This is a genomic window from Elizabethkingia argenteiflava, from assembly GCF_009904105.1.
GTDB classification, from domain to species: Bacteria; Bacteroidota; Bacteroidia; order Flavobacteriales; family Weeksellaceae; genus Elizabethkingia; species Elizabethkingia argenteiflava.
The window spans coordinates 1-16,426 of the sequence record NZ_JAAABJ010000262.1 but is presented as its reverse complement, the minus strand read 5'-3'; the positions used below and the strand labels follow the sequence as shown (position 1 = coordinate 16,426).

13 protein-coding genes and 1 pseudogene are annotated in these 16,426 nt (G+C 37.1%); 10 read left to right on the top strand and 4 right to left on the bottom strand.

Features of this window, described 5'->3' with window-relative positions:
- Window positions 1–115: 115 nt before the first annotated feature.
- The 4 genes from GNY06_RS02710 to lipB form a co-directional block, all read right to left on the bottom strand.
- On the bottom strand, window positions 116–352 hold the full coding sequence (locus GNY06_RS02710; RefSeq protein WP_317163735.1) for a transposase family protein: 237 nt from the start codon (window positions 350–352) through the stop codon (window positions 116–118).
- Between the two features lie 700 nt (window positions 353–1,052).
- Window positions 1,053–2,369 (bottom strand): dihydrolipoamide acetyltransferase family protein, encoded by a 1,317-nt coding sequence (locus GNY06_RS02705; protein ID WP_166518689.1) that lies wholly within the window; start codon window positions 2,367–2,369, stop codon window positions 1,053–1,055.
- A 172-nt stretch (window positions 2,370–2,541) separates the two neighbouring features.
- Window positions 2,542–3,213, bottom strand: a complete 672-nt coding sequence (locus tag GNY06_RS02700) for a TraX family protein (protein ID WP_166518688.1) — start codon at window positions 3,211–3,213, stop codon at window positions 2,542–2,544.
- Window positions 3,214–3,260: 47 nt separating this feature from the next.
- The gene (gene lipB, locus GNY06_RS02695; protein ID WP_166518687.1) at window positions 3,261–3,974 is read right to left on the bottom strand and encodes a lipoyl(octanoyl) transferase LipB; all 714 of its coding nucleotides are present in this window, start codon (window positions 3,972–3,974) and stop codon (window positions 3,261–3,263) included.
- A 157-nt stretch (window positions 3,975–4,131) separates the two neighbouring features.
- Here lipB and GNY06_RS02690 point away from each other — a divergent pair, with 157 nt between their 5' ends.
- From GNY06_RS02690 to GNY06_RS02645, 10 genes and pseudogenes are all read left to right on the top strand, one after another.
- Window positions 4,132–4,812 carry a response regulator transcription factor gene (locus tag GNY06_RS02690; RefSeq protein WP_166518686.1) on the top strand — a complete coding sequence of 227 codons (681 nt, stop codon included), beginning with the start codon at window positions 4,132–4,134 and terminating at the stop codon, window positions 4,810–4,812.
- Window positions 4,809–6,182, top strand: a complete 1,374-nt coding sequence (locus GNY06_RS02685) for a sensor histidine kinase (RefSeq protein WP_166518685.1) — start codon at window positions 4,809–4,811, stop codon at window positions 6,180–6,182. The genes GNY06_RS02690 and GNY06_RS02685 overlap by 4 nt, the downstream gene beginning before the upstream one ends.
- A gap of 78 nt (window positions 6,183–6,260) precedes the next feature.
- Window positions 6,261–7,502: a TolC family protein gene (locus tag GNY06_RS02680; RefSeq protein ID WP_244614342.1), complete on the top strand. Its 1,242-nt coding sequence runs from the start codon at window positions 6,261–6,263 to the stop codon at window positions 7,500–7,502.
- Between the two features lie 3 nt (window positions 7,503–7,505).
- Window positions 7,506–8,591 (top strand): efflux RND transporter periplasmic adaptor subunit, encoded by a 1,086-nt coding sequence (locus GNY06_RS02675; protein WP_166518684.1) that lies wholly within the window; start codon window positions 7,506–7,508, stop codon window positions 8,589–8,591.
- A gap of 63 nt (window positions 8,592–8,654) precedes the next feature.
- Window positions 8,655–11,774, top strand: coding sequence for an efflux RND transporter permease subunit (locus GNY06_RS02670; protein WP_166518683.1), 3,120 nt, complete (start codon window positions 8,655–8,657; stop codon window positions 11,772–11,774).
- A 232-nt stretch (window positions 11,775–12,006) separates the two neighbouring features.
- Window positions 12,007–12,597 (top strand): TetR/AcrR family transcriptional regulator, encoded by a 591-nt coding sequence (locus tag GNY06_RS02665; protein WP_166518682.1) that lies wholly within the window; start codon window positions 12,007–12,009, stop codon window positions 12,595–12,597.
- A 25-nt stretch (window positions 12,598–12,622) separates the two neighbouring features.
- On the top strand, window positions 12,623–13,315 hold the full coding sequence (locus tag GNY06_RS02660) for an NAD(P)-dependent oxidoreductase (protein WP_176589944.1): 693 nt from the start codon (window positions 12,623–12,625) through the stop codon (window positions 13,313–13,315).
- 75 nt (window positions 13,316–13,390) lie between these two features.
- The gene (locus GNY06_RS02655) at window positions 13,391–13,882 is read left to right on the top strand and encodes a PaaI family thioesterase (RefSeq protein ID WP_166518681.1); all 492 of its coding nucleotides are present in this window, start codon (window positions 13,391–13,393) and stop codon (window positions 13,880–13,882) included.
- Window position 13,883: 1 nt separating this feature from the next.
- Window positions 13,884–14,810: pseudogene (locus tag GNY06_RS02650) on the top strand (aldo/keto reductase).
- A gap of 141 nt (window positions 14,811–14,951) precedes the next feature.
- On the top strand, window positions 14,952–16,031 hold the full coding sequence (locus GNY06_RS02645) for an alkene reductase (protein ID WP_166518680.1): 1,080 nt from the start codon (window positions 14,952–14,954) through the stop codon (window positions 16,029–16,031).
- The last annotated feature ends 395 nt before the right edge of the window (window positions 16,032–16,426 follow it).

Below are 16,426 nucleotides of genomic sequence, written 5' to 3'. Positions count from 1 at the left end.
CTAATCAATAAATTAATAGCATTGGGGGTAGATCATCCAATAATAATAAAAAATATATTTAGATATTCAAATACATATAATCTGGACGCTTGATATTCTTTCATATACCTTGTATTTACAAGCAATAATCCCTGAATTTATTGGTATCAAAACCAGCATCAGCATTTAGAAAAAGTCCATCAGTCCTGATGTTTGAGTTTTTAATCTCCTTAAGAATCTCCCTCATAGACTGTTCCAGTGCAAAGTTATCATGATGAATCCCTGTTATAGGTCGACTACACGAAATCGGTATTCCCTTATTTTCACATACAAAACGCATATTCCTAGTTGTACATTTTTTTTGCCTTGGTATCCAAAGGATTCTCCTCCTCGCTTAATAGGAGTATGGGAACCATCCAACTGAATACAGCTCAGATCTAATCTATTCTTATCCCTGGAAAAGAGTTCTTTTTTAAGCTTGTCCCAACGGCGAAAATGCTGATAAACACTATTACAACTTCAAAAAATGGGTTACACGGTAGTTCTCGCCACTGACATCCTGTTTTTAAGCGATATAAGATAGATTCCACTACTTGTAACAGTAGTACTTTTGCAGTATTTTTCTTATCACCTAATGATAAATAGCAACATAGCTCTTTTTTAATCTATCTTTACCTTCCAAACTTTTTTTGAAAGAATCATACAACTTTTATAAGCAAATATCATTCTTTCTTACTTTAAACAACTTCATCATTTAAAATGCACCAAGGCTTATATAATTATTTAGTTGGAGTTTCCTTTAATCCATAAAATTCCGATGATTATAGAGATCAGAAATCATTTGTAGTGACCCTTTTTTTATTAATAATAGGAATTGGTACCAAGAGGAGAGTCGTTGTGTAAATCCCCCTTCATAGAAGTCTTTAAATAAAAAATTATAAGAGATTACTTTCCCATTTTTTGAATAGTTTAGGACTTCTATTTTTAGAAAATTCAGGGATAGAATATTAGAGGTTTACAAATAAAAATAGCGCTGAATCTCGATTCAGCGCTATTTTTTAGCTTATTATAATTTAGATTTCGGTATTTAAATCCCAATTTTGTAAATATTCGTGTACGCGCTTAAGGAACATACCGCCTAGAGAACCGTCTACCACTCTATGGTCGTAGGCATGGCTCATAAACATTAAGTTTCTAATTGCGATTACGTCACCTTCGGGTGTTTCTAATACAGCGGGCTTTTTGACAATCGCACCTACAGCTAAAATAGCTACTTGTGGCTGAGGGATAATAGGAGTACCCATTAAGTTTCCAAAACTACCGACGTTGGAGATGGTATAAGTAGCGCCTTGGGTATCTTCGGGTTTTAATTTTCTGTTCCTGGCTCTGTAGGCCAAGTCGTTAATGGTTTTCGCTAAGCCAGAAAGCGAAAGCTGGTCAGCATTTTTAATCACCGGTACAATAAGATTACCATCAGGTAAGGCTGTTGCCATTCCAATATTGACATTCTTTTTTTTGATGATTTTATCGCCATCTACAGACGCATTGATTAGTGGAAAATCATGGATAGCTTTTATTACGGCCTTAATAAAAATAGGCATGAAGGTTAACTTCTCACCTTCGCGTTTTTCAAAAGCTGCTTTGTGCTGATTTCTCCATTTTACCACATTGGTGACATCGGTTTCTATAAAGGAAGTCACATGCGGAGCGATCTGTTTGGCTTTTACCATGTTTTCTGCAATGATCTTTCGCATTCGATCCATAGGGACAATTTCATCACCTGGAGCAGTCGTTATGGGGAGAGCAGAAGCTGCGTCAGAAGGAGTGGGGTTTGGAGAAATTTCACTTGAGGCGCTTATTTCCTCTTGAGGGGTATTTTGACGATTAGAAATATAAGTTAAAATATCCTCTTTTGTTATTCTTCCATCTAATCCAGATCCGGTGAGGTTTTTTAGCTCTTCTTCAGAAATATTTTCCTGCTGTGCTATAGATTTAACCAAAGGTGAAAGATAGACCTCTGTATTGGACAATAAAGGGGCAGCGGGGGAACTAATGGGCTGCATAAGCTCTTTTTCAATCTCAGGTTCAATATGTACAGAAGCTTCAGAATAGATAGGTGTACTTTCAGTAACTTCAACAGTCTTCTCTCCTTCAATTTCCAAAATTGCAAGAGCTTCTCCTATTTTTGCGACTTCATCCTTTTGCTTTAGTATTTTTAATATTTTTCCCGAAACAGGAGTAGGAACATCGGAGTCTACTTTATCAGTTGCAATTTCTACAATGGAGTCATCTTCATGAACAAGGTCTCCTTCATTATACAGCCAAGCAATAATTGTTGCTTCCATTACCCCTTCTCCCATAGAAGGAAGTAATAATTTATATTCTGCCATAATTATTTTATCTAACCTTACAAATATAGTTAAAAAAAAGATTGTTACAAATCATTGAAATTATTAACTTTTCTTTGAAAACCCTATAATGAGTAGTTGCTATTCTGCATATTAAATATGCTTATGAAAATATTTATTTTTTAATAGAGTTCTTTTTTTTAATAAAATTAATCTAGAGATGAAATAAATAATGATATTTTAGTATCCCTAATAAAAGCAAATGTAAGGCATAAAAAGAATAATAAATATTTCCTATTTTCTTGCCCAGTTTTCCATTATAGAGTGCGATAGGAATAAATCCTAAAAAGGCAAAAATCTGAAGTTTAAAACTTACAAAAAAGCTAAGTATTTCAATCGTGGCAAATTTAGCCAGAGAAATATTCCGTAGAAAATAAAAAACAAAAATAACCAAAATACCATACCATGAAAAGTCCACTTTTAGAAAGCGGGCGATCAGCGGACAGGCCACGCCTATGAGTATTTTTAGCATAACATGAGCATTACTTTTAAAACTATATAATCCCAAAAGGCCTATGAGTAAGGTGAAAAATATATTCTGGTGTTGCCAGTTTACAAATTTACCGTAGAGGGCTAAATCGTAAGGGATTTCCGAAAGAACAGCCCAAATCGCAATTTTTTTAATATATCGTTGTAAATTGTGGGTGTGCAAAAAACCTTCGACCAGCATAAAAGCGTAGAGTACAAAAGCCATCCTTCCGATGATTCTGAATAGAGATAATTGCGGTATAAACATATAACAGATATGATCCATAATCATGCTGATTAATGCAATTAATTTTAGATCAAAGGAACTGAATATTTTGGGTATTTTAAGGTTTAACATGAATAACTTTCAGAGAATTAGGATTAAAAAACGACATAAAAATAAAACTATATCCAGTTAATCTGAAAAATTTCTTGAAAATGTTTTTTTATTTTTTCTTTTACCCCATCCATACTGATCTCTTTTTCCAGTTCTCGCTTTAAAGAGGTCACTTGTTTGTCTTTTATACCACAGGGGACAATATACTCAAAATATCGCAAGTCAGTGTTCACGTTCAGGGCAAAACCATGTATGGTGATCCAACGGCTGGCTTTCACTCCCATAGCGCAGATTTTCCGAGCATAGGGCTTGCCCACGTCTAGCCATACGCCAGTTTCTCCTGGAGAGCGCTCTCCCTTTAAACCATATTCACCTATACTTCTAATGATGATTTCCTCCAAATCTCGCATATAGCGATGAATATCCGTATAGAAGTTTTCCAGGTCTAAAACAGGATAGGCTACGAGCTGGCCATATCCGTGGTAGGTGATGTCGCCTCCGCGATTGGTTTTTACATAAGTCGCCTCAATATCTTTAAGGCGATCTCGATGGATTAGCATATTTTCTTCATGTCCACTTTTGCCTAGGGTGTAAACATGGGGATGTTCCACAAATAGAAGGTGGTTTGAAGTCCGTTGCAGCTCTTCAGCTTGGCGTTGACGATTCGCTATTTTTATATTTAAATTATCTTGCAGTAATCGTTCCTGATAGTCCCAGGCGGTTTGGTAGTCCATTAGGCCTAATTCTTCAAAAATAACCTCACGGTTGGTTTTGATATTCATTTTTGTGGAAATTTCTATACAAATTTAACCGTTTTATTAAGCCCAACCAAATATATAAAATAGAGGGATAGCCTTTTATCCATTGGATCGACATCTTAATGATATAAATTAAACATTAATAAGTCTTATTTTATAACTTTGTGCAAAAGACTTTTGGATGAGAGTATTACTTTTGGAGGATGATCTGGTTTTATCCTCGGAAATATCTAGGTTTCTCACTTTTAATCATATTTATTGTGAAACTTCCTATGATGGAGAAGAATTTTTAGCAAAAAAAAATAAAGATTCCTATGATATTTATTTGCTGGATATCAATGTTCCTAAAATGAATGGTTTGGAAGTCACGCGCTTGCTTAGGGAGAATGACCCCGATACGCCGATTATTATTCTTTCTGCTTATGATGATATTTCGGATAAGAAAGAGGCTTTCCTCAGAAAGGCAGACGATTATCTGGTAAAACCATTTTTGTTGGAAGAACTTTTATTACGTATAAATTCTTTGTTGAGAAGGAGAGAGGTTTTACATCAACAAGAGGAGCGCATTACCATTGATGATCTGGAAATTTATCCTGAGGATGGTAAAGTATACCGGTCAGGAACAGAAATTAATCTTACCCTGCGCGAATTTCAGCTTTTATTGCTTTTGGCCAAAGCCAAAGGGAGAACCTTGTCTAAACAATATATATCCGATCAGGTATGGCAAAACCAATTTCAGACCACCCATAATACTATAGAGGTTTATATTAATTTTCTACGCAAGAAAATAGATAAAGATTATCCGCATAAATTAATCCATACACGTTCCGGATTTGGGTATTACCTCGCCAGCCTGAAATGAGCCTTAAACGTAAAATAGCATTTAATTTTAGCATTGCCTACTCACTTATTTTTGCTGTGGTCATGGGGATTATTTATTATGCTAGTTACGATTTTAGAAAAGAAGAATTTTTAGAAAGATTAAGAGATAAGTTAGATTTTACCCTACAGTTTATACTGAAGAATGAGAATTTTGGAAAAGAAGATGCTAATTTCGATATTGAGGAAACCGAAGATGAGCTTTTCCACGATGAGCTTTTAATTTTTAATCAGCACAAACAACTTCTATATAGCACGGTTAAAGATAAAAAAATAAGCTGGGAGCAGCGGCTATTATATCAACTCGACCAAATAAATGAACTTCACATCCAGCAAAAGGATATGGAATTATTGGGAACATCTACCCAAATAAGGGGGGAAAAGTATTATATATTTGTGACGGCCCAAGACAGGACTGGCCAGCTTAAATTGGCGTTTTTACGCTATATTTTGGTTATAGTATACTTTATTACCACGGGTTTTGTATGGATTTTTAGCTATAATTTTGCTAAGAAACTATTGAGTCCTTTAGATCGGTTCACCGAACAAATCACGGAAATTACCGCACATAAATTAACCACCAAACTAGAAGAAAATAAATCGGAAGGAGAACTGAGTATTTTGGCAAGAGCATTTAATACGATGATGATCCGTATTAATGATGTTTTTCAATCTCAAAAGGAATTTACGGCCAGTGCTTCGCACGAAATTCGAACGCCTTTAACGAGAATAGCATTTCAACTTCAAAATCTGAGTAATAAAAGCGATTTGGCTCCAGGTTTACGGGCGACCTTATTAAATGTTACAAATGATATAGATCAGCTCTCTCATTTAACCAGTTCCTTAATATTATTAACCCAATTTGATAGAGAAAATATCCAGCAAGTATTTAAAGAAGAAAGAATTGATGAGATTATATTCGATGCTTATGAAACTATATTAAAAAATTACCCCAACCTCTATCTTGATTTTAAAATTGATGAAAGCCAGGAGCCCACTTTAATCATTCATGGTATTCGGTCTTTATTAGAGGTGGTTTTTATCAATTTATTTAAAAATGCGGCGCTATATAGCGAAAATAGTGAGGTTGCAGTGAGTATTCAGGAGAAGCCTGCAGAACTTCGTATAAGTATGTCGAATCGGGGAGCCGCTATTCCAACGGAAGATCGCAAAAAATTATTCGAAGCTTTCTCCAGAGGACAAAACGCTAAAAATATTGAAGGCTCGGGACTAGGACTGAAAATCGTCCAGCGCATTTTAGAATATCACCAAGCGCATATCTATTATACCAGTCAGGCGAAAAAAATACATGTTTTTACGTTAATATTTCCAATATATCCTATTAATCAGTAAATTTAAGTCTATTTTAAGGTGGAATTAAGATTATTTTAAAAATCTAACACCACCTTTGTAAAGCTTAAAGACGCTATAATGAAAATATGGATTTCGTTTTTTATTTGTGCTCCTATACTGGTGTATAGTCAGGAAAGGATGACCATCGCAGCATGTGAGGAAGCTTTTCGCAGCAATAATTTAGAATTGCTAGCCCAGCAGTATAATATCAACTTAGCAGATGCCGATATTATACAGGCTAAAATATGGGAACTGCCTCAGGCCAGTTTTAATTTAAATGCTTATAATCCCGAAGGCCATAAGTTTTTTGATATAGGAAAGTCAAAAGTTGTTTCCATTCAGCAACTGATTTATTTAGGAGGTAAGAAGAAAAACGAAATTGAATTTGCGAAATCGAATAAAGAACTCGCTCAATTGCAATTTAGCCAGCTGTTATCGGATTTAAAATCTCAGATGTTGCAGACCTATTACGCCTTGTATTTTGAAGAAAAAAAACTTAAGAGTGTAGAGTTTCAGTTAAATTATATGAATGAGCTTTTACAAGCTTATCGTCAGCAAACCCGCAAAGGGAACACCTCATTAAAAGATGAGGTACGCCTGCAATCCGCAGTGATGAATCTCAATAACGATAAAATTTCTATTAACAATACCATTTTGGAGCAACAACAGAGTATGAAGGTACTCACGGGTTTAGATGCGGCAATATATCCCGCTCTTAGCGATGAAGAAGCCAATCAGTTGCTTTCATTGGAGCCTCTTATGACAAAAGAAGAAATCAAACAAAAAGCTTTTGAAAATAATGCGGATTATCTCTATGCCTTAAAATCGATTGAGAGCAATAAAGTCTATTTAAAGTGGCAAAAATCCCTGAATATTCCGGATGTTAATCTTGGGGGGGAGTGGGATCAGAATGGAGCCACTTTTAAAAATGAAATTACCTTAACGCTCGGTATCCCCATTCCGCTCTGGAAGAGCAATCAGGGAAACGTCTTAAAAGCGCAGTACCAGATAGAGCAGAGTCAGAAACAAGCAGAGATGAAGAAGCAACAGTTGGCTACTCAGCTCGATATGGCTTATCAGAGCTGGAAAAATCAATACCAACAGTATTTTAGTATGAAACCCGAGCAAATGGAAAACCTGGACATCGTTTATCATGGTATTTTAAAAAATTTCAGAAAAGGAAATATTAGTCTTATTGAATTTACCGACTTTACCGACAGCTACAGGGAAACTATTTTGCAGCTTTATGAGATGAAAAAGCAAATTATGATTTCAGCTGAAGAAATGAATCACTTAACCCAATCCAAAATTTTTTACTAAAATATGAAGAAATTTATGATCAGTGTGGCTACAGTAGTACTTTTAATATCCTGTAGTAAAGAAATGAGCCCTCAAAAAGCAAAGATGATAAAAGGCTTTGAAGTAAGTAAAAAAATGATGGCCAATTTAAAGTTTGCAGAAGCTAAAAAAGAATATATCCAAGAGCAAATGAGCTTTTTTGGAAAAATCTCTGCCGACAGAAATAGCTATATAGACATTTTCCCACTGGTAGGCGGAAATGTATTGAGTGTCAATGTCGAATTGGGGGATTATGTTCGCAAGGGGCAGGTTTTAGCTACCATAAGAAGTACAGAAGTGGCAGGCTTTCAACAAGAATTGAGTGATGCAAAAACCGATTTGGCTGAGGCTAAAAATAAACTAAGAGTAGCCCAGGAACTCTATGAAGGGAGACTGAATACTCGGAATGATATTTTAACGGCCAAAAGTGAGATGATAAAAGCTCAGGAACAACTTAAGCGCGCACAGGCGGTTAGCACCATTTACAATATGAAAAGTGGAAATATTTACTCTGTAGTTTCTCCCATCAATGGATATATTGTGCAAAAAAACATCAATAAGGATATGCAGTTGAGGAGCGATAGAACGGATAATATTTTTGATGTGGCAGATACCAAAAAAGTATGGGCATTGGTCAATGTTAATGAGTCCGATATTGATAAAATAAGTTTAGGCATGAAAGCCGAGGTCTCTACTTTAAGCTATCCGGATAAAGTTTTTTATGGGAAGATTGATAAAATATTTAAAATTATAAATCCCGAAACCAATGCTATGCAAGCCCGCATCGTTTTGGATAATAGCAGTGGTTTATTGGTCCCTGAAAGCAAAGCGACTATAAAAGTAAACAATACCTTGGATCAAACGGCCATCGCCATCCCCGGAAAGTCCGTTATTTTTGAGAACAACCGCTATTTTGTAGTGGTCTTTAAATCTCGAAATGATGTCAAGATTAAAGAAGTAAAAATTTTAAAGCAAAGCGGCGATACTACTTATGTTTCTGAGGGCTTATCCGAAGGGGAAACCGTAGTGTCCGATAATCAATTATTAATTTACCAGGCTCTTAATAATTAATGATTCGGTAGCTGAGAATAACTTTTTAGTACGTACCGATAGGGGTTTTAATTTACTATTATTATGAATAAGTTTATCAAAAGTATCATTACTTTTTCATTAAAAAATAAAGCTTTCACTTTTTTTATGGTGGCGTTATTGGCTATTGGAGGTTTTTTCTCTTATAGATCTATGGCTATAGATGCTTTTCCGGATGTTACCAATACCGAAATTACCATTATATCCCAGTGGCCAGGGAGAAGTGCCGAGGAAGTAGAGCGTTTGGTTACTTTGCCTGTGGAAATTGCCATGCAGCCCCTGCAAAAGAAGCTCAATATTAGAAGTCAGACCATGTTTGGGCTTTCGGTCGTTAAAATTATTTTTGATGATGATGTAGAAGATACCTTTGCCAGAAACCAAGTCAATAATCTTTTGCGCTCGGTTAGTCTACCCGAAGATGTAGATCCCGAAGTACAGCCGCCTTATGGGCCTACGGGAGAAATATACCGCTATATAATCACCAGTAAAGATAAAGATTCTAGAGAGTTGCAAACACTGCAAAATTGGGTTATTGACAGGAATCTTCGCGGGGTACCCGGTGTTGCCGACATCAATACTTTTGGGGGAGAGACCAAAACCTATAATATCAATCTAGATCCTCGCGCTTTGGAGAAATACGGACTGACCTCCACCCAAGTCTATGACGTGGTAAATAAAAGTAATATCAATGTAGGAGGGGATGTTATTGAGAAAAACAATCAAGCTTTTGTCGTCAGAGGAATAGGTTTACTTACCTCCGTATCCGATATAGAAAATATGATTATCACCACTTTCAATGGCAATCCCGTACTTGTAAAAAATGTGGCCAGAGTCAGTATAGGAGCCTTACCTCGATTTGGTCAAGCGGGATATGATAATAAGAATGATGATGTGGTGGTTGGAATTGTGGTCATGCGTAAGGGGGAAAATCCTACTGAGGTGCTCAATCGTTTAAAGGTTAAAATCGATGAACTTAATACCCATATACTCCCCAAAGGTGTTAAAATTAAAGAAATATATGATAGGCAAAATTTAATAGACTATTGTACACACACCATTTCCCATAACCTAGTAGAAGGTATTGTGTTGGTGACTGTGATGGTCGTCTTATTTATGGCGAACTGGAGAACGACAGTGATTGTTTCTATCATTATTCCCCTCTCTTTGTTGTTTGCCTTTTTATGTCTTAAATTAAAAGGTTTAGAGGCGAATCTGCTTTCACTGGGGGCGATAGATTTTGGGATTATCATCGATGGAGCCGTGGTGATGGTAGAGGGGATATTCGTAATGCTCACCCATAGAGCCGATCAGATGGGAATGAGTAAATTTAATAAAGCGTCTAAAGGAGGCTGGATTAGGAAAACAGCTTCCGAAATGGGAAAAGGTATTTTCTTTGCTCAGCTTATTATTATCACCGCTTTATTGCCTATATTCTCCTTTGAGAAAGTAGAAGGTAAAATGTTTTCTCCTTTAGCCTTTACCTTTGGTTTTGCCTTATTGGGATCCTTAATTTTTACCCTCACTTTAGTACCGCTCTTATGTCATATATTATTAAAGAAAAATCTCAGAGAGCGCGATAATCCTTTTGTGGCCTTTTGGAATCAATGGGTGCAGAAAGCTTTCCAGCTCACCTTTAAGCATAAAAAAATAACCCTGATCGCCAGTTTGTCGGTATTGGTATTGACTTTATTATCTTTTAGATTGATGGGGACTGAATTCTTACCCCAACTGAATGAAGGTTCACTTTGGGTAACGGCCAATTTACCCATGAGCAGCTCTCAGGAATATACCGTAAAGAAGGCCAAGCAATTATCGGATGAAATAAGGGCTTTTCCCGAAGTAAAGCATGTGATATTTATGGAAGGCAGAACCAATGATGGTACAGACCCCAATGGTTTTAACTTTATACAGTTTCAAGTAGATTTAAAACCCAAAGAGGAATGGAACAGAAGCATGGAGGATATTATTGCCGCACTCGATAAAAAGCTTAAAACCCACCAAGGCATACTTTATAATTACTCTCAGCCCATATCGGATAATGTAGCCGAAGCAGCTGCGGGAATTAAAGCCAACAATGCAATTAAGATTTATGGCAAGGATTTAAATAAATTAAATAGCTATGCAGATCAAGCTTTAGCCGCCATACATCATATAAAAGGAATAAAAGATGTTGGCGTAATCAGAAATATAGGACAACCCGAAGTAAATGTTACTCTGGATCGCTATAAAATGGCGGTATATGGAGTACAGGAATCCGATGCACAGTCTGTTCTTCAGATGGCTATAGGGGGGGTTGCTGCTACCCAGTTGTACGAAGGAGAGATGAGGTTTGACGTCAGAGTCCGTTATGATAAAGATTACAGAAAAGATATGGATGATATTGGTAATCTCATGGTACCGGCAGCAGATGGTACTTCGAGTGTGCCTATGCGTCAAATTTCCACCATTGAAATGAAAACGGGGGCGGCCTTTATTTATAGGGATGAGATGAAGAGGTATATTGGCGTCAAATTTTCAGTAAGGGATCGGGATTTAGGAAGTACCATTGCAGAAGCCCAGCAAAAATTTAAAGAAAAGGTTAAGCTCTCTGAGGGATATTCAGCGCTTTGGACCGGAGAGTTTGAGAATCAGCAACGCGCGACCAAGAGATTATCTCAGGTTATCCCTCTTAGTATTCTGGCTATTTTTATCCTACTCTTTGTGATGTTTGGCAATATAAAAGATTCTTTACTTGTATTGGCGAATGTTCCTTTTGCACTTATTGGGGGGATTTTGGCTTTGTTTATCACCCATATGAATTTCGGAATTTCTGCTGGTGTAGGTTTTATCGCGCTTTTCGGTATTTGCATTCAAAATGGGGTGATCTTAAATTCAGAATTTCACAAAAATATAAAATTGGGTCTACCCCTTGTGGAGGCTTTAAAAGAAGGAGTATATACCAGGACAAGACCCGTAATTATGACCGCTCTTATCGCTATTATCGGTTTGTTTCCAGCGGCTATTTCTACGGGTATTGGTTCAGAATCTCAGAAGCCGTTAGCAATTGTAATTATTGGAGGGCTTATTACTTCTACCCTTATTACGCTTATCGTATCCCCTATTTTCTTTTGGTTTTTTAATAAAAATAAGACGAAGCAAAATAACAGCATACACAAATTAGCATAAAGATTTCGTTTTTCAATACACAGGTTCATCATTGATAATAGGCTTCTGTTTTAGAAGCCTATGTGTATGCTTTTCTAAAAGTAAAGCTTATCCGCCCCTTCTCATTTTGGGGGGCTTTTTAGAGTGTCCATCATTTGGATTAAAAAAGGACAGAAATCTGTCTGTAAAAAAGACTAAATGGTTTATTTTGTTTATCTTTGCACCAACATACTTTACTTCAATATAGAGCATCATGACAAAAGCAGAGAGAACAAGACAGTTTATTGTCAAAAAAACCGCCGCTATTTTTAATGAAAAAGGTTATGCGGGGACGTCATTGAGCGATTTGATAAATGTAACAGGACTTTCAAAAGGCTGTATATATGGTAATTTTAAAAATAAGGATGAAATTGCACTGGCCGCTTTTGATTTTAATAAAGACAGGCTTTCTGCTTATTTTGAAAATAAAATATCCAAAATTGAAAATTCTGTCGAACGGCTACTGGTATATCCAAAGGTTCTCCGAAACTTTTTGATAATCCCTATTTGGAAGGGGGGATGTCCAATTTTGAACACTTCTACAGAGGCAGACGATACCCATCCGCTTTTAAAGAAAAAAGCAGCAAGCGCACTCTCGTCGTGGCAGGATAGAATAGCAGTCGAAATCAAAAGGGGTATTGAAAGAAAGGAAATAAAAGCAGATACCCATGCGATGGAAGTAGCCGTTGTAATGGTATTGTTAATAGAAAGCGCTGTTATGCAAACCAAGGTTTCAGAAAGTACTTCGGAACTCAATATTGCTATGGGCTTCCTCGAAAAATTAATACGCAATCTAGAGGCGTAATTTTTTTTAATCAATAAAAAACCGATTGGTCTATTTAAATATAAAAACAATACATACAACAAAAACAAGCAAAGCGGGCAGGAAGAAAGTTGCTCTACTTGCGGCAACAGGTCAGGCAGGGCGTACGATTCTTAGTGAACTCATCAGTCGTGGATATGAAGTAACGGCCGTAGTGCGTCATCCCAACAAACTTCCGAAAAGCATTCATACAGTACAGGACGATCTTAACCATGTCGATAGAATAGCAGAAATAATTAAGGGTGTAGAGGTGGTTATCAGTGCCTATGGTCCACCTAAAGAAGAACGCTTCTTTACTGATGTGAGTTATACAGATATACTGGCTACCACTACCAAGCGTATCATTGAGGCCGGGGGGAAAGCGGAGGTACCCCGTTTGGTGGTAGTGGGCGCAGCTGGTTCTCTATGGTTTTATCCTAGAGTTACAGTGCTTAAATCTGGATATTGGCCACAAAATCTCCATCCTATTGCAATTTCGCATACCAAGGCGTTTTCAGCTGACATCAATTGGACTTATTTCAGCCCTCCCATGCTAATAGAACCCGGTGTGCGCACAGGGAATTTCCGACTCGGTGTAGACGATCTTATCGTTGACGAACAGGGAAAAAGCTGGATCTCATTCGAAGATTATGCTGTTGCACTGGTAAATGAACTGGAAAATCCCAAGCACCAACGTGCCCGTTTTACCATTGGATATTAAAAGCATTTCATTCACAATTCTCGTAGGGAATACTCGGGAATAATAAGCTTAAAGTAATTTTAAAATTAAAGAGCAATGAAAAAGATAAGAACGTATACCTGGAATAATCCCATAGAAACAGCCCAAAAAGCAAAATCCATGTCCGGATTTGATTTCCTGAAAGCTACCGAAAATGGAGAAATACCTCCTTCTCCTTTAGTAAGTACCTTGGGATTTGATGAGTACAAAATCGATGTTAAAAAAGGGGAGGTTATTTTTTACTTCAGTCCGCAAGAATATCATTACAACCCTATAGGTACGGTTCATGGTGGGGTGATTACAGCAGTTCTTGACGCTGCCATGGGGTGTACTGTACATTCGTTATTGCCTCTAGGCTTCGCTTATACTACTTTGGAGTTAAAAGTCAACTTTATGAAAGCTGTGACTCAGGAATGTGGAAAAATGAGGGCCAAAGGAAGCATTATACACTCGGGAAAAACCACCGCATTAGTAGAAGCTGATGTGCAAGATGAAAATGGAAAAATTTACGCACACGCAGTGTCTACCTGTTTGATTATGAAAATATAATATGATGAAAGGTGTTACAATAAATAAAATGCCATTCATAGCATTCGGAACATGGTCTTGGGGGGCAGGAACCATTGGTGGTGATCAAATTTTTGGAAATCATCTTCATGCAGAAAATCTAAAACCTGTATTTGATGCTGCAATAAAAGCGGGGTTTAATATTGGGGATACTGCCGCCGTTTACGGTGATGGAGCATCAGAAACTATCTTGGGAAAATTTGTAAGAGCGCATTCCCGTGCGGAAATGATAATTTCGACTAAGTTTTCGCCAATGATAGCTGAAGATTGTGACAATCCGGTGGAAAAAATGCTGAATGCAAGTTTAGAGCGTATCGGTACCGACGATATAGATGTTTACTGGATTCACAATGCAACCCATGCCCCCAAATGGGTTGCGTTTTTGATCCCTTTGTTAAAAAGCGGAAGGATAAAAAGTGTTGGCGTTTCCAACCACCATCTCCAGCAAATCAAAGAGGCCAACGAAATTCTTACAAAATATGGTTTCAGCCTTTCCGCTGTTCAAAACCATTACAGTCTTTTGTACCCTCTATCCGAAGAAACAGGAATTTTGGAGTATTGCAAAGAAAAAAATATGACATTCTTTGCTTATATGGTTTTGGAACAGGGGGCGCTAAGCGGAAAGTAGCATACGAAAAATCCGCTACCTTTAGCAAGTAGTAGGGGGGAGACCTATCATCAATTACTTCCCCAGTTGGAAGAACTAATCCATGCGATGTACGAAATCGGATATAGCAAAAATGCTTCAGTGGCACAGGTCGCTATGGCTTGGGCCATCTTAAAAAATACCTTACCCATCATCGGGGTTACTAAAGTGGAACACATAGAAGATGCAATACATGCTGCTGAAATTACATTGAGCAGAAATGAAAGGCGAGAGAGGCAAGCTTTAGCCAAAAGACAGGCTTAGACACAAGGGTTTCTCGGGAAAAATTCATGCTTTAAAAAGCGCTGAGTGAGTTGAATATTAAGCGCTTACAATCTTAAATAGGAAGTACATCAATACTACAGTACATGTATTTTCATATTATGTAAATGAAACGAAAATAAAATGAATACAATCTTATCAACACCTATAAAAATAGGGGCTTATACTTTGTCCAACAGAGGGGTAATGGCTCCTCTAACAAGAATGAGAGCCGATGAAAACCTGGTTCCCCCTGAATTGGCCGCTACTTATTACGGACAAAGGGCTACATCAGGTTTAATCATTAGCGAAGCTACACAAATTTCCCAACAGGGGCAGGGGTACCCCAATACTCCGGGTATATACACTAAAGAACAGGTGGAGCAGTGGAAAAAAATTACCCAATCTGTACACCAACAGGGTGGTTTAATGTTTTTGCAGCTGTGGCATGTAGGCAGGGTTTTCCATTCTGTTTATCAACCCCAACATAAACTTCCGGTAGCACCATCAGCTATTCCTGCTGTGGGGCGAACCTTTCAACCCGATTTTTCTCGAACGCCTTACGAAATTCCCCATGCGCTCACCCCAGAAGAAATAAAAGAAGTAGTAGAGGATTATAGAAAGGCTACACAAAATGCAAAAGAAGCAGGATTTGATGGTGTAGAAATTCATGCAGCAAATGGTTATCTTATAGAGCAGTTTTTAAAGACTGTGAGTAATAAACGGGAGGATGAATATGGTGGAAGTATAAAAAAGCGTGTGAGAATTGTTTTCGAAATTATAGATGCGATTAAAACCCTATGGCCGAGTGATAAAATAGGTCTTAGAATATCGCCTCACTACACCGGAGCTATTGAAGAAGATCCCAAAGCCCTGGAAGTATACGATTATTTAGTACAGCAACTGGATCCCTATAAATTGGCTTATTTGCATGTTGTTGAAATCGGCGATTTTACACAAGCATCTATTGATGTACCAGATCTGGACAGTCTTTTGGCAAAGCGGTACAAAGCCTTTTATTCTCATCCCATTATTTCTGCAGGAGGATATGGCCGGGTAAGGGCAGAACTTGTTTTGGAAAAAGGCTATGCAGATGCCGTCGCTTTTGGAAAGGCCTATATCTCCACGCCGGATTTAGCCTATCGATTAATAAATGGATTGGAAATCAATCCTGTAGATTCAAGTACTTATTACGGTGGTGGTGCAAAAGGTTACATTGATTAATCCCACTTATCAGCCAGATGAAGATCAAAAATAAGGTGATTAAAAACCCTATCCATCTACGAATTATGCAACAGAAAAATACAAGAAAGCGATCTTGACTCAGATCTTCTAATTTTATATAGAGTTTATGCGTTTATTTTTCATACTGCTCAATAAGCCCGCTGTAATAAGAACATTATATTCTTATTACAGCGGGCTTCAATCTTTTTGGGTCTGTTATTTTTTTGCCTCTTTAAAAAAAAAATGATAAGTTTGATCCGTAAAAACGCATAAAATTATCGTAGTATTACTACACTTTTTAAATATGTTTACTAATAATTAGGAGAAATGATACGGGGTATATAACTTTGGTCATTATCAAAACCATACAAACAATCAAAAACATTAAATGATGG

Excerpts from the sequence above, each read along its gene's own strand:
- GNY06_RS02690 (WP_166518686.1), top strand. The coding sequence starts at position 4,132 with ATGAGAGTATTACTTTTGGAGGATGATCTGGTTTTATCCTCGGAAATA.
- GNY06_RS02705 (WP_166518689.1), bottom strand. The coding sequence starts at position 2,369 with ATGGCAGAATATAAATTATTACTTCCTTCTATGGGAGAAGGGGTAATG.
- GNY06_RS02700 (WP_166518688.1), bottom strand. The coding sequence starts at position 3,213 with ATGTTAAACCTTAAAATACCCAAAATATTCAGTTCCTTTGATCTAAAA.
- GNY06_RS02655 (WP_166518681.1), top strand. The coding sequence starts at position 13,391 with ATGAAAAAGATAAGAACGTATACCTGGAATAATCCCATAGAAACAGCC.
- GNY06_RS02680 (WP_244614342.1), top strand. The coding sequence starts at position 6,261 with ATGAAAATATGGATTTCGTTTTTTATTTGTGCTCCTATACTGGTGTAT.
- lipB (WP_166518687.1), bottom strand. The coding sequence starts at position 3,974 with ATGAATATCAAAACCAACCGTGAGGTTATTTTTGAAGAATTAGGCCTA.
- GNY06_RS02675 (WP_166518684.1), top strand. The coding sequence starts at position 7,506 with ATGAAGAAATTTATGATCAGTGTGGCTACAGTAGTACTTTTAATATCC.
- GNY06_RS02685 (WP_166518685.1), top strand. The coding sequence starts at position 4,809 with ATGAGCCTTAAACGTAAAATAGCATTTAATTTTAGCATTGCCTACTCA.
- GNY06_RS02670 (WP_166518683.1), top strand. The coding sequence starts at position 8,655 with ATGAATAAGTTTATCAAAAGTATCATTACTTTTTCATTAAAAAATAAA.
- GNY06_RS02665 (WP_166518682.1), top strand. The coding sequence starts at position 12,007 with ATGACAAAAGCAGAGAGAACAAGACAGTTTATTGTCAAAAAAACCGCC.
- GNY06_RS02645 (WP_166518680.1), top strand. The coding sequence starts at position 14,952 with ATGAATACAATCTTATCAACACCTATAAAAATAGGGGCTTATACTTTG.